Origin of the sequence: Glutamicibacter uratoxydans, from assembly GCF_006539925.1 — a bacterium.
Taxonomy (GTDB): domain Bacteria; phylum Actinomycetota; class Actinomycetes; order Actinomycetales; family Micrococcaceae; genus Glutamicibacter; species Glutamicibacter uratoxydans.
In genome coordinates this window covers 1-18,552 of sequence record NZ_BJNY01000005.1, presented here as the reverse complement: position 1 = coordinate 18,552, position 18,552 = coordinate 1, and the positions used below count along the sequence as shown (strand labels likewise).

Below are 18,552 nucleotides of genomic sequence, written 5' to 3'. Positions count from 1 at the left end.
GGACGAGGCCTTCACTGTGCGCCACGCAGAGCTGCTTATTTCACCTTCTGCGCCGGGGGTTCGGCGGCGCGCTGGCCAAAGACCAGGGCGCCGGTCTCCTGCTCCGCTTGGTTGCGGAAGGACAGGTCGATGCCGCTGCGGTCGCGGATCAGCGAGACCGCGATGAATGCCAGCACCACGACCACCAGCAGGTAGACGGCCACCGCGGTGGTGCCGCCGGTGGCCTGCACCAGCGCTTGGGCAATGGTCGGGGCAAAGGCACCGCCGAGGATCGCGCCGATCGCGTAGGAGATGGAGACGCCGGAGAAGCGCACCGAGGCGGGGAAGAGCTCGGAGTACAGGGCCGCCTGCGGGCCGTAGGTCAGGCCCAGCCCGATGGAGAACAAGCCGAAGGCCGCGTAGAGCAGTCCCAGCGAACCGGAGTTCACCAGCGCGAAGACCGGGAACAGCGAGGCGGCGAGCACCACGAAGCCGATCTGGTAGGTCCGCACGCGGCCGATCTGGTCAGCCAGGACGCCGGCGATGAGCGTCATCACCAGCCACACGGCGGCGCCGAAGGCCACCGCGATCAGCACATCGGTGCGCTCCAGCCCGATCGGGCCCTCGGGATCGGTGGTGTAGGCCTGGAAGAACCCGCCGGTGGTCATGTAGCCGGCGGCGTTGTTGCCGGCGAAGACCAGAGCGGCGATGAGCACCAGCGGCCAGTGCTTCTTGAACAGGACCAGCACCGGCACATTGGTCTGCGCCTTGTGCTCGGCGATTTCCTCGAACACCGGGGACTCGTCAACTGCCCGGCGCACAAAGTAGCCGATCGCGATCAGCACGATCGAGACCAGGAACGGCACGCGCCAGCCCCATTCGATGAACGCCTCGCCGGGGGAGACGACGCCTGTCATCAGCGCCATCATGCCGCTGGCCAGCAGCATGCCCAGCGGAACGCCGATCTGCGGGTAGGAGCCTGCGCGGCCGCGCTTGCCTTCTTCGGCGTGCTCGACGGCCATGAGCACCGCCCCGCCCCATTCGCCGCCGGCGGAGATGCCCTGGATGATGCGCAGCACGAGCAGCAGGATGGGAGCCCACAGCCCGGCGGTGTCATAGGTGGGCAGCACGCCGATCAGCGTGGTGGCCGAGCCCATGAGCGAGAGCGTCAGCACCAGCATGGCGCGCCGGCCGATCTTGTCGCCGAAGTGCCCTGCAAGGAAGGCGCCCAGCGGGCGGAAGAGGAATGAGAGGCCGACGGAGGCGAAGGAGATCAGCAGCGCGATGTCCTTGCCGGCGGGCTCGAAGAACAGGTGGCTGAACACCAGGCCGGCGGCGGTGGCGTAGATGAAGAAGTCGTACCATTCGACGGTGGTACCGATGACAGTGGCGAACGCGACGCGCCGTTGGTTGGCGTTCATGTGAGGCGGCTCCTTGGAGAGGTGGACCACTATAGTGTGGCAACCCACATACGTAAGGTAAACTTCAAATTTCTGTAGAACTTCTGAAGGCTGGCTTATGTATTCGATGCGGCACCTTGAAATCATGGCCGAACTGCCCGAGCACCGGACCCTTGGATCCGCCGCCGACGAACTGCATATTTCCGAATCCGCCCTGTCCCAGGCGATCAGCACGATAGAGAAGCTGGCGGGGGAGACGCTGTGCCTGCGCCGCAAGGCCCACGGCTTCACGCTGACAGCTTCCGGCGCCCATTTTTCTGCCATGGCCCGCAAAATCATTGCCGAGGTGACGGAGCTTGCAGCCACCTTCCCGCAGCGCGAGGGAGTGCTGCGCGGCCCGGTGCGCTTCGGCTGCTTCGCCTCGCTCTCCCCGCACCTGATTCCAGCGACCATGCAGGGCTTCGAGCACCCGCAGGTGCAGCTCACCGTGCAGGTGGGCACGAATGAAACCCTGGTCCCGGCGCTGCGCAGCGCCGAACTGGACGTGGCCTTCGTCTACGACCTGGGGTTGCCGCCGGACATGGACAAACAGCCGATCTACCAGACGGCGATGCAGGCGGTGCTGCACCCCGAGCATCCGCTGGCGCAGCTTCAGCGCCCGCTGCAGCTAGAAGACCTGATGCACGAGCCGCTGGTGATGTACGAGTCGGACCCCTCCACCAACTACGTGCGGCAGCTCTTCGCCGCCCGCGGGCTGAACCCCAGGATCATCGCCGAGGTGCCGCAGATGATCCTGGTCTCCGCCATGGTCGGCCGCGGTCTGGGCTACGGGCTGATGATGCGCCGCCCGAACAACGCCGAAATGTCGTTGGAAGGCAGGCCGCTGGCATTCCGCGAGCTGCAGGTTCCGGCGCTGCCGGGCGCCCCCGCCGCCCACAGTTCGGTGGTTGCCATCACCCCGCGCTCGGTCAAGATTCCCGCCCGGGTGCAGGCGCTGATCGACCACTGCCGCGCGGCCATGGAAGATTCCTGGTAGGCCCTACCCAAGGGCAGAGCGCTGCCGCATAATGGGGCCCAAGGGAGGCATCATGATTGGCACATGGCAGGCACTAGTAATCGACTGTGAGGACCCGGATGCGCTGGCCAGGTTCTATGAGCAGCTGCTGGGAATGATCAGGATCGACGACGAACCGGACTGGGTCAGCATCGGCGACGCGCCGGACCGCCCGGGGCTCGCCTTCCAGGCGGTCAGCCCCTATGTGGCCCCTGAATGGCCGGGCCACTTCCACCCCCAGCAGATGCACGTCGACGTGCGCGTGAAGGACCTGGATCTGGCCGAGAATCTGGTGCTGGCCCTGGGCGCCACGGCCACCGGCGAGGGCACCGCCACCTTCCGCGTCTACCTGGACCCGCAGCAGCACCCCTTCTGCCTAGTGAGTTGGTAAGCGTCAGTTGGTAGTTCCGCCAGCCCGGTAGGCGATCTTCGCCGCCTGCAGCCGGGTGGATACGCCGAGCTTGGCAAGCACCGCCGAAACATGGGTTTTGACGGTGCTTTCGCCGATGCCCAGGCGCGCCGCCAGCTGCGGATTGCTCAGCCCGTCGCCGATTCCCGCCAGCACCTCGCGCTCCCGCCCGGTGAGCACCGCAAGATCCGGCAGGTCTACAGGAGCGGCCAGCGCACGCTGCACCACACGGGCGGTCACCTGCGGGGAGAGGATCGCTTCCCCGCGCCCGGCCGCCCGCACCGCGGCGATGATCTGATCCGGCTCAGCGGTTTTCAGCAGAAACCCGGCGGCCCCGGCATTCAGCGCGCCAAAGAGGTACTCGTCGTCGTCGAAGGTGGTCAGCACCAGCACCGTGGCAGGCTGCACCGCGGCGGTGGCGGCGATCCCGTCCATCACGGGCATGCGCAGGTCCATCAGCACCACGTCCGGGGCCAGCGCGCGCACCATGCGCACCGCGGCGGCACCGTCCGCCGCTTCGCCCACCACCTCGATGTCCTCGGCGGCTTCAAGCACCATGCGGATGCCCAGCCGCACGGTTGAATGGTCGTCGACCAGCAGGACCTTCATGATGCCTCCGTAGGCAGGGTGATGGACACGGTGAAGCGCTCGCCGGACTCCACGCGGCAGCTGCCACCCAGCGCGTCGGCTCGGGTGCGGATGTTCTCCAGCCCGATGCCTGCGCCGCTTCCGCTGGCGGCGCCGCAGCGATTGGACGCGGTGATCTGCAGTTGGTGTGCCGACTGCGCCACGCGCAGCTCAAGCCGGTGCTCGGGGGCGTGCTTGGCGTGGTTGACCAGCAGTTCGCGGATGCTGCGGTGGGCGGCGGTGTGCACCTGCGGCGGCAGGTCCTCGGGATGCGGCACGGCGAAGTCCAGGTCCACCGGGGCCGGCGAGGCGGCGGCCAGTGCCGGGACGTCGCCCAGCTTGGCCGCCAGCGCGGCGGTGCCGCCGTGCAGCATGCGCACCATGGCTGTCAGCTCCTCCAGCGCGGTGACCGACTCGCTGCGGATGGCAGGCATCGGCTCGCCATCGCCGCGGGCCAGCGCGGCCCCGGAGAGCAGGGCGATGGAGGAGAGCCTGGCCGAGAGCACATCGTGCATTTCCCTGGCCAGCGCGGTGCGCTCTTGGACCCGGGCGGCCTGGTGCTCCGCCTGCAGGCGCTGCTCGCTTTGCGCCGCGGCGGCCGCCACCGCGCTGGCCCGGGCGCTTTCCGCGGCCGCCAGGGATGTGGCGGTGCGCACGTTTTCCGCCCACAGCATCGGGGTGAACAGGATGAACGCGCTCATGAACACGCTGAGCACCACCTGCTGAGCGTCGTGCGAGCCGTCCCAGACAACGACGGCGAACACCACAGCGGCCAGGCACACCAGGGCCAGCGCCGCCCGCCGCACTTTTTCCCGCCCGAGCAGGAACAGGCTGAACACCGACTCGAAGACCAGGAAGTAGCCGCTGATGCTGCCCAGCGCCAGCAGCAGCGCACCGGCGGCCGCCATCGCCGAGCTGGCGATGACCAGCGCGCGGCGGCGCAGCAGGATTGCGGCCAGGCCGGCCAGCAGCACCGGCAGCCACAGCCAGCCAGGAGCCGCAAACAGCGGCGGATTGACCAGCCCGGTGATGTGCAGGACGGCCGCCAGCAGCAGGTAGATGCCGGCGACTTCCGGCTCCTGGTCGCCGCGGCCCACACGCTGCACAAACTTCTTCATGCTTCCAGCATCGCTTAAACCAGGTACCGGAGGGCATCCCCCTTAAGGGGGAGGTGCTTGGCCGGCCGCCCGATACCCCCTCGGGCCAGGTGCGCGCAGGCTTGAAGCATGGAAACTTCATCGCTGTTCGTGCTGGCGCTGATCGACGCGACAAGCATCGGCACACTGGTCATTCCGATCTGGCTGCTGCTGCGCCGCGACTACCGCAGCGCCATCCCGCGCGTGCTCGTCTACCTGGGGCTGATCGGGCTGTTCTACTGGGTTATCGGGCTGCTGCTGCGCTCCGGGATGACCCTTGCCTCCGACGTTTTCCAGCAGCCCTGGGCCAGGGCCGTCGGCCTGGCTGCCGGCGTGCTGATGCTGGTGTGGGCGCTGAGCTACCGCACCGACGCCCAGAAGGAAGCGGCCCGGCTGAAGGCAGGAGGCGCCCCGCGGACCGAATCCGAGCCGGCGCCCGAGCAGTCCATTTCGCCCAAGCTGGGCTCCCGGGTGGGCACCGCCCTGGATACGCGCACCGGCGTCGCGGCGCTGGCGCTGATCGCCGGGCTGCTGGAGCTGCCGACGATGCTGCCGTACCTGGCGGCCATGGGCATCATGCAGAATGCGCAGTGGTCTCCGGGAATCCAGGCGCTGGCGCTGGCCGGCTACTGCCTGGTGATGATCGCCCCGGCGCTGGTGCTCTGCGCGGTGCGGGCGGTGCTCGGCTCGCGCATCGAGGGCTGGCTGAAAACCGCCGGGGCCAAGCTGGCGAAGATCAGCCAGGAATCGCTGGGCTGGATCGTCGGCATTGCCGGCTACCTGCTGATCCGCGCCTGCCTGCAGGACATGGACCTCTCCGAGCTGATCCATTCGATCTTCTAGAGCCAAGCTGTGGGCGAAAGGACACCCCTGCGATTGGCTTGCCGTCGGGGATGATGCGAGAATTAACGCTATGGAACCTCTAGGCAGCAACGCGACGCAGGGCAAGAAAGTCACCCTCAACGCTTCGACCTTGGCCATGTCGGTGATGGTCATCATTCTTCTGGTGGCAGTCATCTTCGCCGCCAACTCCAATGCGATTGTCGGCTGGTTCGTCGTCGCCATCTCCGCAGGCTGGTTGCTGCTGGCTGCGTTCATGATGTTCGGCCTGAAGCGCGGGGCTGACAAGATCAACAGCTCGCTGCGCGAAGCCGCTGCCGCTGCCACCCCGCGGGCCGAGTCCGGCTCCGTGGTCGTCGACGAGGCCACCAGCCAGCGCGACATGAAGCTTGACCACTCCTTCAAGATCGTCCAGGTGCAGGCACGGGTCATCTCCGAGCAACGCGCCGCCGCGACCCCTGAATCCGAGGGCATGATCGACCGCGCGCTGGAGACCATCCAGATGACCGCGGCTAACGCCCGCGACATGATCACCCCGGCCAAGCCGATCGACGGCGAAATTATCGACTAGGTTTTATCAATTCAGGGCGGCTGCGGCCGCCCTGAGGTTTTTAAGGAGCAGCCTTTGATTGCCGTTGCCTATGTGGTCTTCCGGCGCGGCGGCCGCGTCATGCTGCAGCAGCGTGCAGGGACCGGATTCCTCGACGGGTACTGGGGCGCGGGAGCCGCCGGACATGTGGAGCCGGGCGAATCGGTGCACCAGGCGGCTTGCCGCGAAGCCTTCGAGGAACTGGGCATCCACCTGCGGCCCGAGGACCTGGACCCGCTGGCGGTCCTGCACCGGGCGCCTGACCGGGTCGACTTCTTCTTCCAATGCACCTCATGGGACGGAGAGCCGAGGCTGATGGAAGCACACAAGGCGGCGGACCTCCGCTGGTTCGAAGTGGAGGATCTGCCCGCGCCGGTGGTTCCCCATGAGCTGCATGTGCTCCAGCGGCTGGGCGGCGGCCTGCCGGGCATCATTTCGCTGGGCGACTTCACGGCGCTCGACGACTCTGAGGCTCCAGCGGCGCACGGCAGTTAAGTAGTAGGCGTTTTTGACGCCTACTACTAGGACAGCGCAAAAGAAAACGCAAGGGGCTGGCGCGAACACGTAAAGTACCGTGTTTCTGCCCCGGCGCGTGGGTTTGAGCGCGTAATCAGCGCGCGAATTTTGTAAGGTGGAATGGTGATACCAACCAGCGTGGAAATTCTGAGCAAGAACGCCGGCGCCCTGCGCGTCGCCTCGGTCAATGTCAACGGCATTCGCGCCGCCTACCGCAAGGACATGGCGCAGTGGGTCGAGGCCCGCGACGTCGACATCCTGTGCCTGCAGGAGGTGCGCGCACCGGACAAGGTGCTGCGCGAACTGATCGGCGATGGTTGGCATATCCTGCATGCCGAGGCCAAGGACAAGGGCCGCGCTGGAGTGGCCGTGCTTTCCCGCGTCGAGCCGGTGGCCGTGCGCGAGAACATCGGCGACGAGTACTTCGCCGATTCCGGCCGCTGGGTGGAGGCTGACTTCGACGTGAACGGCGAGATCTTCACCGTGGTCTCCTGCTACGTGCACTCGGGCGAACTGGGCACCCAGAAGCAGGATGACAAGTACCGCTTCCTGCAGCGCATGACCGAGCACCTGCCGGCGCTGGCGGCGGAAAAGGACCATGTGCTGGTGGTGGGCGACTTGAACGTCGTGCACACCGAGAAGGACATCAAGAACTGGAAGCCGAACCACAATAAGCGCGCCGGCGTGATGGACGAGGAGATCGCCTACTTCGACGGCTTCTTCGGTGAGGTGGGCTACAAGGATGTGGCCCGTCAGCTGGCCGGCGACGCGCAGGGCCCCTACACCTGGTGGTCCTACCGCGGGCAGGCCTTCGACAACGACGCCGGCTGGCGCATCGACTACCACATGGCCACCCCGGGCCTTGCAGACAAGGCGATCAAGTCGCACGTCGACCGGGCATCGAGCTATGACCTGCGCTTCTCCGACCACGCACCGCTGGTCGTCGACTACCAGTTTTAAGGAAACACCATGAAATCCCGCGTACTTTCGGGCATGCAGCCTTCGGGCGATTCACTCCACTTGGGCAACTACCTCGGCGCGCTGGTCAACTGGGTCAAGAACCAGGACGAGTACGACGCGTTCTTCTTCATCCCAGACATGCACGCGATCACCGTGCAGCAGGACCCGGCCGAGCTGCGCGCCCGCACCCGCAAGACTGCCGCGCAGTTCATCGCCGGCGGCATCGACCTGGAACGCTCGACGCTGTTCGTGCAGTCGCAGGTGCCTGAGCACGCCCAGCTGGCTTGGGTGTTCAACTGCCTGACCGGCTTCGGCGAGGCAAGCCGCATGACCCAGTTTAAGGACAAGTCAGCCAAGGGCGGCGCGGATGCCGCCAGCGTGGGCCTGTTCACCTACCCGATCCTGATGGCGGCTGACATCCTGCTCTACCAGCCGCACGGCGTGCCGGTGGGCGATGACCAGCGACAGCACGTGGAGCTGGCCCGCGATCTGGCCAAGCGCTTCAACCACCGCTTCGGCGACACCTTCACCGTGCCCGAGGCGTTCATCCCGAAGGAGGGTGCACGCATCTACGACCTGCAGAACCCTACCTCCAAGATGTCCAAGTCCGCCGAGTCGCCGAACGGCCTGATCAACGTGCTGGACGAGCCGAAGCTGATCGCCAAGCGCATCAAGTCCGCGGTGACCGATGCCGGCACCGTGATCGCGTACGACAAGAAGGAAAAGCCAGGCGTCTCCAACCTGTTGGACATCCTTGCCGCGGTGACCGAACGCCACGTGCCGCAGCTGGTGGAAGAGTTCGACGGCAAGATGTACGGGCACCTGAAGGTGGCCGTGGCGGACGCCGTCGTCGAACGCCTGACCCCGATCCGCGAACGCACCCTTGAGCTGCTGGACGATCCTGCAGAGCTTGACCGCCTGCTGCTGGCCGGCGCTGCCAAGGCGCGCGAGGTGGCGTCGAAGACCGTGGCAGAGGTGTACGAGAAGGTCGGCTTCCTGCCGCCGCTGGGTGTCTAGCCATGAGCGTTGAATCCCGGTTCACCCTGGGCGTTGTGATCCCTGTGCCGCAGCCGCACAGGGATACCCTGCGTGCCTGGCGCCGGGAGTTCGGGGGACAGGCCACCGAGCCGATCGCCCCGCATATCACCCTGGTTTCGGGCTCCTACCTGAACACCTGGGACAAGGCGGCGGCGCAGGTGCGCCGGGTGGCGCGGCAGGGCGAGCCCTTCCAGGTGCGCCTGGGCGCCGCGCTGACCTTCCGGCCCGCCAGCGACGTGGTGTACCTGCCGCTGGAGTCCGGTGCCGAATCCTGCTGGGAGCTGCACCGGGCGCTGCTGGGCGATGCGCTGCGCCATGAGTCGTGCTTCGCCTACCACCCGCACCTGACCATCGCGCAGAATGTTCCGGCCTACCGGCTGGATGCGGCTCAGGCCGCCCTGCATGCGGTGGACCTGTCATTCACCGTGGAGTCGATCCAGCTCTTTGACACTGCCAGCGGGCAGTGGAACCTGAGCGAAGAACTGCGCCTGGGCTGATGGACGCGCGGTCGCTGAAGTACTTCCTCGCTGTCGTCGACCATGATGGGTTTTCCCGTGCGGCGCAGCACCTGCTGATCGCTCAGCCGTCGCTATCTCAAACTATCAAGTCGCTTGAACGTGAACTTGGAGTGCCGCTGTTTCACAGGGTGGGGCGCCGTTCGGTCCTCAGCCAGGCGGGACAGGAACTGGTGGGGCCTGCGCGCCTAGTGCTTCGGGACCTGCAGGCTGCCGAGGATGCCGTTGCCGGGCTGAAGGGTCTGCAACGCGGCACCCTGGACCTCGTATCAATGCCATCGCCTGCGGTTGAACCTCTGACCACACTGATTGCGCGGTTTTCACAGGTGCATCCGCACGTAGCGGTCAATACAGCGGCCGCCTTCACCGCAATAGACGTAATTTCGCTGGTCTCGAACGGCAGCAGCGAGATCGGGCTTCTTGGAACCGACGCTCCGGCTGTGGTGCCGGAGCTGGATGTGTTTCCACTGCAACGCCAGCCGCTAGTTGTAGTCAGCCCCGCGAACGCCGCGCTGACCGATTGTCCGAACGTCACCGGTGAACAGCTTGCCGGAGAACGCATTATTATTTCTCAGCGCGGCTCTCTCATGCGTGCCCACGTCGACCGGCTCATAGCTGAAGGCATCGAACTCGAAATCGCAGTAGAGGTGGCCCATCGTTCTTCCGTACTCCCTTTGGTGCTGGCAGGAGTCGGCCACGCCATTCTCCCCGAGGCCTGGGCTCCGATGGCCCGCAGCGCGGGGCTACATGTGGTGGAACTTGAACCTGCGGTACAGCTCCACATTTCGTTGATCAGCCGTCGCACAGGACTGACTCCAGTAGCAAGAAAGTTCCTTGACGCCGCTAAGAAGCTTGCGTCTGACAAGAACTTATAGGTTTCACCTATGCGCTAGATGCATTTCTAGTCTTAGACGCTGCAAGCTGAAACTGGCTCTAATTGATTACACCCACCGCATGTGATGCGGGACACGATCAATGAGGAGGCCGTCATGGCAGAAACCCAGACTTTCAAGATTGCAGCAATTCCAGCCGACGGAGTCGGCAAGGAAGTGGTGGAGGCTGGACGCACGGTCCTGGACACTTTGGCAGGGCATTCAAACGGCAAGTTCGCATTTGACTGGACCGAGTTCGACTGGGGCAGCGAGTACTATGCCAAGCACGGTGTGATGATGGATCCGCAGGGACTCGAAAAGCTGAAGAACTTCGATGCCATCTACTTCGGAGCCGTTGGTTGGGAGAATGTTCCAGACCATGTCAGTCTGTGGGGTCTGCGCTTGAATATCACGCAGAACTTCGATCAATGGGCCAACATCCGTCCGGTGAAGTTTCTCCCTGGAGTTGCCTCGCCGCTGCGCAAGGCAGAGGATACTGAGCTCGACTGGGTTGTTGTTCGAGAAAACAGTGAAGGAGAGTATGCAGGGCTCGGAGGACGGAACCTGTCGGGCCGTGGCCCCGGCAACGAGGTCGCCATCCAGTCTTCGCTGTTCACAGAAAAAGGCTGCGAGCGAATTATCCGGTTTGCATTTGAACTTGCACTTACCCGGCAGGTGAAAAAGGTTTCATCGGTAACTAAGTCAAACGCCCAGCAATACGGCATGGTGCTTTGGGATGAAGTCTTTTCCAAGGTCGCTGCCGAATATCCGGACGTCGCCACCGAAAGCGTGCTGGTGGATGCGATGAGTGCCAAGTTCATTTTGCACCCGGAAGAGCTCTCGGTGGTTGTCGCCTCGAACCTGAATGCGGACATCCTTTCAGACTTGGGGTCAGCGCTGGCCGGAAGCCTGGGACTGGCAGCCAGTGCGAACCTCAATCCGGAGCGCCGATTCCCCTCCATGTTTGAACCCGTCCACGGTTCGGCACCAGATATCGCGGGCCAGAACATCAGCAACCCCATCGGCGCAATTGCCAGCGCTGCACTGATGCTTGACCACTTCGGACTTCATGACGAAGCAAGAGTCGTGGAAGCAGCTATTGAAGCGGCGACTTCGAAGGGAGTGCTCACCCGTGACATCGGCGGGAACGCTGCCACGCGTGAGGTTACCGAAGCTATCGTTGCAGCGCTGACCGCTAACTTGGTCGTCGCCTAATAACCGGAAAGTCCGGGGCCAGCCCCGGGCCACACTTATCAAAGTCCAGCTCCCAGTGTTTTTTGGAGTCAGACTTCTTCTTCCAGCGAGGTAGAAACCATGGGAAACTCCTTGAACAACGGCGCTAAGGCCCACAAGAAGTGGTATCGGCAACTATACTTCTGGGTGCTCATCGCAATTCTGATAGGCATCGGTATCGGATGGGCGGCGCCGGATCTCGGCGAATCTATGCAGCCGATCGGCACCACATTCGTCGAAGCCATGAAAATGCTCATCGGGCCTATCGTCTTCCTGACCATCGTCGGTGGCATCGCCAGCGTTGCTGATCTAAAACGAGTTGGCATTACCGGATTGAAAGCATTGGGCTATTTCCAGATCGGCACAATCTGCGCTATGACCCTGGGACTAGTTGCCATCAACATCTTCCGGTTGGGCGACGGAGTCAATGCCGATGCCAGCACTATGGAGGTCACCGGAAAAGCATCTGATTTGATTGCCGCCGGTGAAGAGCAGAAGTGGTGGGAGTTCTTGACCCACGTGGTCCCGGGATCAATGGTCGAGCCATTCGTCGAGGGCGATATTCTGCAGATCATCTTTATGGCGGTGATCTTCGGAATCGCATTGAACGCCGTGGGAAAGATCGGTGAACCGGTGCTGGACGCCGTGCAGCGCTTGACCGCCGTAGTCTTCAAAGTCTTGAATTTCATCATGAAAGCGGCCCCGCTCGGGGCCTTCGGAGCTATGGCCTATGCAGTGGGAAAGTATGGGGTCGAGACTCTTTCCAGCCTTGGATGGCTGATCTTGCTCTTCTACGGTACTTCGGCAGTGTTTGTCGTATTCTTCCTCGGCGGCGTCATGGCATTCCTGCACTTGAATATTTTCACGATGCTCAAGTTCTTCCGCGAAGAATTGATGCTGATTCTCGGCACATCAACAGCTGAACCGGCACTGCCGGGACTGATGAAAAAGCTGGAACATGCTGGGGTGAAAAAGGAAACTGTCGGTCTGGTGGTCCCCACCGGCTACAGCTTCAATCTTGATGGAGCCGCGATTTATCTGTCCTTGGCCGCCGTGTATATCGCCCAGGCGACGAATACCAATTTGAGCGTTGGCCAGCAGCTGGGCATGCTTGCGGTCATGCTGCTAACTTCCAAGGGCGCCGCCGGGGTAGCAGGAGGAGGATTCATTGCGTTGACAGCGACGCTGAGCACGTTGGGGACCATTCCGGCGGCAGGAATTATGCTGATCTTCGGCATCGACAAATTCATGTCAGAATGTCGTGCGCTAGTAAATTTCTGCGGCAACGCGGTCGCCACGCTGTTCATTGCCTGGTGGGACAAGTCCCTCGATCTGGACAGGGTTCGAAGGGTGTTTAGGGGAGAGGAAGTAAGTCCGGTCTCAGAAACCCAGAGGACCGATCCTGCCGATGTCGAGGATCCAGACAGGGAACCGGACTTTGACAAGCGGCTGGCGGACTTCAGTCCGGAAACTCACGACCTCAGCACGGTCAAATAGCGGCAGTAAACGCCGGCTGAGCAGCCGGCGTTTTCTGTCTGCGCGGGGCCCGGCGACATAGCCATTCGTCAACTGGGATTTGAATACCAAAATTGGCAGAATTGAAAGCGGTGCACGATAGTGCCCACGGTTCCCCCGCTGCGGGGCAAGCTTTTGGAGAAAACGCATGAATTTGCCACATGACACTATTGATCCTGACGGACTGCTTGAATACTCGGTGGTGTTCACCGACCGCTCGCTGAACCACATGTCCCAGCGGTTCGTGGGCGTCATGCAGCAGCTGCTTGAAATCCTTCGCGAAGCCTACGATGCGCAGAGCGCTGCGATCGTCCCCGGCGGCGGCAGCTACGCCATGGAAGCCGTGGCACGCCAGCTGGCTGACCAGCAGAAGGTCCTCGTGGTCCGCAACGGCCTGTTCTCCTACCGCTGGTCGCAGATCTTCGAGACCGCCGGCAACGCTTCCGAGGTCCTGGTGGCCGCGGCCCGCGCCGAGAGCGATGCGCCGCAGGCGGCCTTCGCCCCTGCCCCGATCGAAGAGGTCGCTGCGCTGATCCGCGAGCAGCGCCCGGCCGTGGTGTTCGCGCCCCATGTGGAGACCGCGGCAGGCATCCAGCTGACCGACGAGTACATCTCCGCGCTGTCCCAGGCCGTGCATGAGGTCGGCGGCGTGATGGTGCTGGACTGCATCGCCTCCGGCGCATCGTGGGTGTCGATGAAGGACACCGGCGTCGACGTGCTGATCTCCGCTCCGCAGAAGGGCTGGAGCGGCACCCCCTGCGCTGGCTATGTCATGTTCAGCGAGGCCGGCGCCGCCAAGGTGCAGGAAACCGCGTCCAGCAGCTTCGCGCTGGATTTGAAGAAGTGGCTGTTCATCTCCGACGAGTACGTGGCAGGCCGCGCGCCGTACCACGCCACCATGCCTACCGATTCGCTGGCGCACAACGCGGAGCTGATGGAAGAGGCCCGCCAGATCGGGCTAGACAAGCTCAAGGCCGCCCAGATCGAGCTGGGCGCCAAGGCTCGCGCGCTGATGGCCGAGCGCGGCTTCGCCTCCGTGGCCGCCGCAGAATTCGCCGCACCATCGGTGGTCGTCAGCTACACGGACGACGAGGGCATCCGCACTGGCGCTGCGTTCAAGGAAGTCGGCGTGCAGATCGCGGCCGGTGTTCCGCTGCACTGCGGCGAGCCTGCAGATTTCTCCACCTTCCGCCTGGGCCTGTTCGGTCTGGACAAGCTGGGCGATGTCGACGGCACCGTTGCCCGCCTGCGCGATGCGCTGGACCGCGTTGCCGCCAAGTAGCCGTCGGCAAGCCGCCAGCGTCCAAGGCGCCCGTTTCCTTCATGGAAGCGGGCGCCTTTGCCGTGTTCCCGGGCGTTCCCGCCGGGTTCAGGACTGCTGCTGATTCGAGGCGTCCGACGCGGGAGCGTCCAGCTCCGTGAGGTCTTCGGACAGCGCGTGGTCGATGCTTTCGCGCAGAATATCCGCGTGTCCAGCATGGCGGGCCACCTCGGCGATCAAATGCTGCCAGACCCACAGCCCGGAGACCGAGCCTTCGACGCCGGGCCACTGCCTGTCGCCCAGCGGAACCCTGACGTCGAGCTCGAACAGCGTCAGCCCATTGGATTCAATGAATTCGATGCTGCGGTCCAGCTGCCTGCGGACCGCCTCGACGGGGACGTCGGCCAGGTCTTCGGCCCCCTCGTGCATACGGGTGAAGCCCAGCTGGGCGCTGATGCCAGGGTAGTCGGCGATGGGAACAAATTCGGGGGCGCGCTGGGCGGTGACCAGCCAGCCGTGGGCCACCTGGGCGCAGTGCATGGCGATTGATGAAAGGGACAGCGCGCTGACGGTGGGGCGCGATGCTGCCTGTTTGGTGCTCAGCCCGTTGAGCGCTGCGCGGATCTGGCGCAGTTCATGGATGAGCAATGCTGGCAGGTCTTGGGTTGAATCAATGTTCGGCGGCATCAACGTCATGAGTGGGTCCCAGCGGTCGAGGCGGTGGATTTCTTCCAGCCTAGGAAACCGCGCCGGCGCTGGCAAGGTCTTGAGGTTAAACGGCATCGGGCCGCCTCCCAGTGAAGGGAGGCGGCCCGATGAGCGCCGCACTTAGACGGTGCGGGACAGGATTGCCTGCTTGACCTCGGCGATGGCCTTGGTCACCTGGATGCCGCGTGGGCATGCTTCGGAGCAGTTGAAGGTGGTGCGGCAGCGCCACACGCCTTCCTTGTCGTTCAGGATCTCCAGGCGCATGTCGCCGGCTTCGTCGCGTGAGTCGAAGATGAAGCGGTGTGCGTTCACGATCGCGGCTGGGCCGAAGTACTGGCCATCGGTCCAGAACACTGGGCAGGAGCTGGTGCAGGCGGCGCAGAGGATGCACTTGGTGGTGTCATCGAAGACTGCGCGCTCTTCAGCGGACTGGATGCGTTCCTTGGTCGGCTCGTGGCCCTTGGTGATCAGGAACGGCATGATCTCGCGGTAGGACTGGAAGAAAGGTTCCATGTCCACGATGAGGTCCTTCTCCAGCGGCAGACCCTTGATGGCTTCAACGGTGATTGGCTTGGAGGTGTCCAGGTCCTTGAGCAGGGTCTTGCAGGCCAGGCGGTTGCGGCCGTTGATGCGCATGGCATCGGAACCGCAGACGCCGTGGGCGCAGGAGCGGCGGAAGGACAGCGAGCCGTCGTGGTCCCACTTGACCTTGTGCAGGGCGTCCAGCACACGGTCGGTGCCGTACATGGTCAGCTTGAAATCTTCCCAGTAGGCTTCGGCAGTGGTCTCTGGCAGGTAGCGGCGAACACGCAGGGTGATGTTGAAGGTTGGGATCTCTCCGCCGCCACCGACACCGGCCTTCAACTCAATCTTTGATGGTGGTTCTGGCAGTTCGGTGCTCATTAGTACTTACGCTCCATTGGCTGGTAACGGGTGACGACAACTGGCTTGGTCTCCAGACGGATGCCAGAAATGCCTTCGGTGGTGGCGTTGTGGTCGCGGTAGGCCATCGAGTGGATCATGAAGTTCTCATCATCGCGGTTCGGGTAGTCTTCGCGGTAGTGGCCGCCACGGGATTCCTTGCGGTGCAAGGCAGCGGTGGTCATGACCTCTGCAAGGTCCAGCAGGAAGCCCAACTCCACAGCTTCGAGCAGGTCTAGGTTGAAGCGCTTGCCCTTGTCCTGGATGGACACGTTCTTGTAGCGCTTGCGCAGGTCCTCGATGACCTCAAGTGCTTCGGTCAGCGACTTCTCGTCGCGGAATACCTGCACCTTGGCATCCATGGTGTCCTGCAGGGTCTTGCGCAGCGCGGCGACGTTCTCGGTGCCGGTGGAGGACAGCAGGCCCTCCAGCTGGGCGGTGACCAGTGCATCTGGGTTCTCAGGCAGCTCGACGAAGTCGGCGTCCTGGGCGTACTTGGCGGCGGCGATGCCTGCACGGCGGCCGAACACGTTGATGTCCAGCAGCGAGTTGGTGCCCAGGCGGTTGGCGCCGTGCACCGATACGCAGGCGGTCTCGCCGGCGGCGTAGAGGCCAGGGATGACGGTGTCGTTGTCCTGAAGGACCTCGGTCTCGATGTTGGTCGGCACGCCGCCCATGGCGTAGTGCGCGGTCGGGTACACAGGAACCGGATCGGTGAACGGCTCGACACCCAGGTAGGTGCGGGCGAATTCGGTGATGTCTGGCAGCTTGGACTCGATGTGCTCTGGCTCCAGGTGGGTCAGGTCCAGCAGCACGTAGTCCTTGTTAGGACCGCAGCCGCGGCCTTCGCGCACCTCGTTGGCCATTGCGCGGGCCACGATGTCGCGTGGGGCAAGGTCCTTAATGGTCGGAGCGTAGCGCTCCATGAAACGCTCGCCATCGGAGTTGCGCAGGATCGCGCCTTCGCCGCGGGCGCCTTCGGTGAGCAGAATGCCCAGGCCTGCAAGGCCCGTTGGGTGGAACTGGAAGAATTCCATGTCTTCCAGCGGCAGACCCGAACGGAAGGCGATGCCCATGCCGTCGCCGGTCAGGGTGTGGGCGTTGGAGGTGGTCTTGAAGACCTTGCCTGCGCCGCCGGAGGCGAAGATGACTGACTTTGCCTGGAAGACGTGCAGTTCGCCGGTGGCCAGGTCGTAGGAGACGACGCCTGCAACGCGCTTCTGCTGGTAGGCGGTGCCGTCTTCGCGGAAGGCTTCTTCCTCGACCATCAGCAGGTCCAGCACGTAGTACTCGTTGTAGAACTCAACGTTGTGCTTGACGCAGTTTTGGTAGAGGGTCTGCAGGATCATGTGGCCGGTGCGGTCTGCTGCGTAGCAGGCGCGGCGCACGGCGGCCTTGCCGTGGTCGCGGGTGTGGCCGCCGAAACGGCGCTGGTCGATCTTGCCCTCTGGGGTGCGGTTGAACGGCAGACCCATCTTTTCCAGGTCAAGCACTGCGTCGATGGCTTCCTTGGCCATGACCTCTGCCGCGTCCTGGTCGACGATGTAGTCGCCGCCCTTGACGGTGTCAAAGGTGTGCCACTCCCAGTTGTCTTCCTCAACATTGGCCAGTGCGGCGCACATGCCGCCCTGGGCCGCACCGGTGTGCGAGCGGGTTGGGTAAAGCTTGGTTAGCACTGCGGTGCGTGCACGCTGACCGGATTCGATCGCTGCACGCATACCTGCACCGCCGGCACCGACGATGACTACGTCGTACTTATGTACCTGCATTCTAGATGCTCTCTTTTCTAAAAATCTGTGGTTCTAAAGGGTTAGCACTGTGGCAGGGTGCTGCCGGCTACGCATGGGTCGAAGGTGAAGATCACCAGGGAGCCCAGGACAACGATGAAGATCGTTGCAACGTACAGGATGCCCTTGAGCCAAGCACGGGTTGCGTGCTTCTCTGCGTAGTCGTTGATGATGGTGCGCACGCCGTTGGTGCCGTGCAGCATGGCCAGCCACAGCAGTGCCAGATCCCAGAACTGCCAGACCGGATCGGCCCACTTGCCGGCAACGAAGCCGAAGGAGATGTCGGAGATGCCGCCGCCGACCATGAGGTTGGAGATCAGGTGGCCGAAGATCAGCACGATCAGTGCAACGCCGGATAGACGCATGAACAGCCATGCGATCATCTCGAAGCTGCCGCGCGAGCGTGGGCCGCGCTTGTACTTAGGATCAATACGCTGGCTGCGTGGAGCAGGAATAGTAACGCTCATGGCTTAGTGGCTCCCGAATGCGATCGACAGGTGACGGATGGCAAAGCCTGCGAAGACGACAGCCCAGAGGATCAAAACGCCCCAGAGCATCTGACGCTGGTACTTGGTGCCCTGCTTCCAGAAGTCAACCAAGATCAGACGCAGACCGTTGAATGCGTGGAACAGGATGGCGGCGACCAGAGCGGTCTCACCCAGCGCCATCCACCAGGTCTGGTAAGTGCTAATTACTGCGTTGTAGGCGTTGGCATCGACACGCACAAGCGAGGTGTCCAACACGTGAACCAGCAGATAGAGAAAAATAACGACACCGGTGACTCGGTGTCCCACCCAGGACCACATGCCTTCATGGCCGCGGTATAGGGTGCCTGACGAAGTCTTCGACACTGAACTAAACCTCCAAGGCTCGCAACGGCGCATGTGTATATTGCACACAATGAGATTTGACGCACTTGTGCGAGCGTTCCTTTTGTGAGTCTAAACCACTTTCAGGACTTCGATCTATTTCGTGTCCATATCATGTGAGTATGTTCACCGAATCGTGCCATCTATGCGCTAAAAGGTCGGAATTCTGCGGAAATTACCGTATGAGATGCTTGCGTATTTGAGTGGCGGGAAACTCCGCCGCCGGCAGTGATAACAGTGCTCAATCGGGTGTATCAACTACCCTTGGAAGCGTGAGTGAAGATATTTTTTCGCGTTTTTACGGTGTCATCCCCGCCGGCGGT

The 18,552-nt window shown here is 63.3% G+C and carries 20 protein-coding genes; 12 read left to right on the top strand and 8 right to left on the bottom strand.

Annotated features, from left to right (window positions below; genetic code table 11):
* Nucleotides 1-35: 35 nt before the first annotated feature.
* On the bottom strand, nucleotides 36-1,400 hold the full coding sequence (locus AUR04nite_RS04775; protein WP_141362499.1) for an MFS transporter: 1,365 nt from the start codon (nucleotides 1,398-1,400) through the stop codon (nucleotides 36-38).
* Nucleotides 1,401-1,497: 97 nt separating this feature from the next.
* Here AUR04nite_RS04775 and AUR04nite_RS04770 point away from each other — a divergent pair, with 97 nt between their 5' ends.
* Together AUR04nite_RS04770 and AUR04nite_RS04765 are read left to right on the top strand one after the other, a co-directional pair.
* On the top strand, nucleotides 1,498-2,415 hold the full coding sequence (locus tag AUR04nite_RS04770; protein WP_141362497.1) for a LysR family transcriptional regulator: 918 nt from the start codon (nucleotides 1,498-1,500) through the stop codon (nucleotides 2,413-2,415).
* Between the two features lie 52 nt (nucleotides 2,416-2,467).
* The gene (locus AUR04nite_RS04765) at nucleotides 2,468-2,824 is read left to right on the top strand and encodes a VOC family protein (protein ID WP_141362495.1); all 357 of its coding nucleotides are present in this window, start codon (nucleotides 2,468-2,470) and stop codon (nucleotides 2,822-2,824) included.
* Between the two features lie 3 nt (nucleotides 2,825-2,827).
* Here AUR04nite_RS04765 and AUR04nite_RS04760 read toward each other — a convergent pair whose 3' ends face one another.
* Entirely contained in the window at nucleotides 2,828-3,451 is a 624-nt protein-coding gene (locus AUR04nite_RS04760) for a response regulator (protein ID WP_174787860.1), read from the bottom strand.
* A complete protein-coding gene (locus AUR04nite_RS04755) occupies nucleotides 3,448-4,587 on the bottom strand; it encodes a sensor histidine kinase (RefSeq protein WP_141362491.1) in 1,140 nt (379 codons plus the stop codon). Before AUR04nite_RS04755 ends, AUR04nite_RS04760 begins: the two co-directional genes overlap by 4 nt.
* 108 nt (nucleotides 4,588-4,695) lie before the next feature.
* On the opposite strand from AUR04nite_RS04755, the gene AUR04nite_RS04750 reads away from it, so the two are divergent.
* The 10 genes from AUR04nite_RS04750 (at nucleotide 4,696) to AUR04nite_RS04705 (ending at nucleotide 13,965) form a co-directional block, all read left to right on the top strand.
* Nucleotides 4,696-5,448 (top strand): GAP family protein, encoded by a 753-nt coding sequence (locus AUR04nite_RS04750; RefSeq protein ID WP_141362489.1) that lies wholly within the window; start codon nucleotides 4,696-4,698, stop codon nucleotides 5,446-5,448.
* 70 nt (nucleotides 5,449-5,518) lie between these two features.
* Nucleotides 5,519-6,016 (top strand): hypothetical protein, encoded by a 498-nt coding sequence (locus AUR04nite_RS04745; RefSeq protein WP_141362487.1) that lies wholly within the window; start codon nucleotides 5,519-5,521, stop codon nucleotides 6,014-6,016.
* Between the two features lie 54 nt (nucleotides 6,017-6,070).
* Nucleotides 6,071-6,529: an NUDIX hydrolase gene (locus tag AUR04nite_RS04740; RefSeq protein ID WP_141362485.1), complete on the top strand. Its 459-nt coding sequence runs from the start codon at nucleotides 6,071-6,073 to the stop codon at nucleotides 6,527-6,529.
* A 141-nt stretch (nucleotides 6,530-6,670) separates the two neighbouring features.
* Nucleotides 6,671-7,510, top strand: a complete 840-nt coding sequence (locus AUR04nite_RS04735) for an exodeoxyribonuclease III (protein WP_141362483.1) — start codon at nucleotides 6,671-6,673, stop codon at nucleotides 7,508-7,510.
* A 9-nt stretch (nucleotides 7,511-7,519) separates the two neighbouring features.
* The gene (trpS, locus tag AUR04nite_RS04730; RefSeq protein ID WP_141362481.1) at nucleotides 7,520-8,527 is read left to right on the top strand and encodes a tryptophan--tRNA ligase; all 1,008 of its coding nucleotides are present in this window, start codon (nucleotides 7,520-7,522) and stop codon (nucleotides 8,525-8,527) included.
* A gap of 2 nt (nucleotides 8,528-8,529) precedes the next feature.
* Complete coding sequence (locus AUR04nite_RS04725) at nucleotides 8,530-9,045, top strand: 2'-5' RNA ligase family protein (RefSeq protein WP_141362479.1); 516 nt, start codon at nucleotides 8,530-8,532, stop codon at nucleotides 9,043-9,045.
* The gene (locus AUR04nite_RS04720) at nucleotides 9,045-9,938 is read left to right on the top strand and encodes a LysR family transcriptional regulator (RefSeq protein ID WP_141362477.1); all 894 of its coding nucleotides are present in this window, start codon (nucleotides 9,045-9,047) and stop codon (nucleotides 9,936-9,938) included. Before AUR04nite_RS04725 ends, AUR04nite_RS04720 begins: the two co-directional genes overlap by 1 nt.
* A 114-nt stretch (nucleotides 9,939-10,052) precedes the next feature.
* Nucleotides 10,053-11,150, top strand: a complete 1,098-nt coding sequence (locus AUR04nite_RS04715) for a tartrate dehydrogenase (RefSeq protein WP_141362475.1) — start codon at nucleotides 10,053-10,055, stop codon at nucleotides 11,148-11,150.
* 99 nt (nucleotides 11,151-11,249) lie between these two features.
* Nucleotides 11,250-12,665: a C4-dicarboxylate transporter DctA gene (gene dctA / locus AUR04nite_RS04710; protein ID WP_141362473.1), complete on the top strand. Its 1,416-nt coding sequence runs from the start codon at nucleotides 11,250-11,252 to the stop codon at nucleotides 12,663-12,665.
* A gap of 166 nt (nucleotides 12,666-12,831) precedes the next feature.
* Nucleotides 12,832-13,965: an alanine--glyoxylate aminotransferase family protein gene (locus AUR04nite_RS04705; RefSeq protein ID WP_141362471.1), complete on the top strand. Its 1,134-nt coding sequence runs from the start codon at nucleotides 12,832-12,834 to the stop codon at nucleotides 13,963-13,965.
* Nucleotides 13,966-14,052: 87 nt separating this feature from the next.
* On the opposite strand, the gene AUR04nite_RS04700 is transcribed toward AUR04nite_RS04705, so the two are convergent.
* Genes AUR04nite_RS04700 through sdhC form a run of 5 tightly spaced genes read right to left on the bottom strand, consistent with a single transcriptional unit; the run spans nucleotide 14,053 to nucleotide 18,244 of the window.
* Entirely contained in the window at nucleotides 14,053-14,727 is a 675-nt protein-coding gene (locus tag AUR04nite_RS04700; RefSeq protein ID WP_141362469.1) for a mycothiol transferase, read from the bottom strand.
* Between the two features lie 45 nt (nucleotides 14,728-14,772).
* Entirely contained in the window at nucleotides 14,773-15,555 is a 783-nt protein-coding gene (locus tag AUR04nite_RS04695; RefSeq protein WP_141362467.1) for a succinate dehydrogenase iron-sulfur subunit, read from the bottom strand.
* Complete coding sequence (gene sdhA / locus AUR04nite_RS04690; RefSeq protein ID WP_141362465.1) at nucleotides 15,555-17,342, bottom strand: succinate dehydrogenase flavoprotein subunit; 1,788 nt, start codon at nucleotides 17,340-17,342, stop codon at nucleotides 15,555-15,557. Before sdhA ends, AUR04nite_RS04695 begins: the two co-directional genes overlap by 1 nt.
* Before the next feature lie 41 nt (nucleotides 17,343-17,383).
* The gene (locus AUR04nite_RS04685) at nucleotides 17,384-17,827 is read right to left on the bottom strand and encodes a succinate dehydrogenase hydrophobic membrane anchor subunit (protein WP_141362463.1); all 444 of its coding nucleotides are present in this window, start codon (nucleotides 17,825-17,827) and stop codon (nucleotides 17,384-17,386) included.
* Nucleotides 17,828-17,830: 3 nt separating this feature from the next.
* Nucleotides 17,831-18,244 (bottom strand): succinate dehydrogenase, cytochrome b556 subunit, encoded by a 414-nt coding sequence (sdhC, locus tag AUR04nite_RS04680; protein WP_170184090.1) that lies wholly within the window; start codon nucleotides 18,242-18,244, stop codon nucleotides 17,831-17,833.
* Between the last annotated feature and the right edge of the window lie 308 nt (nucleotides 18,245-18,552).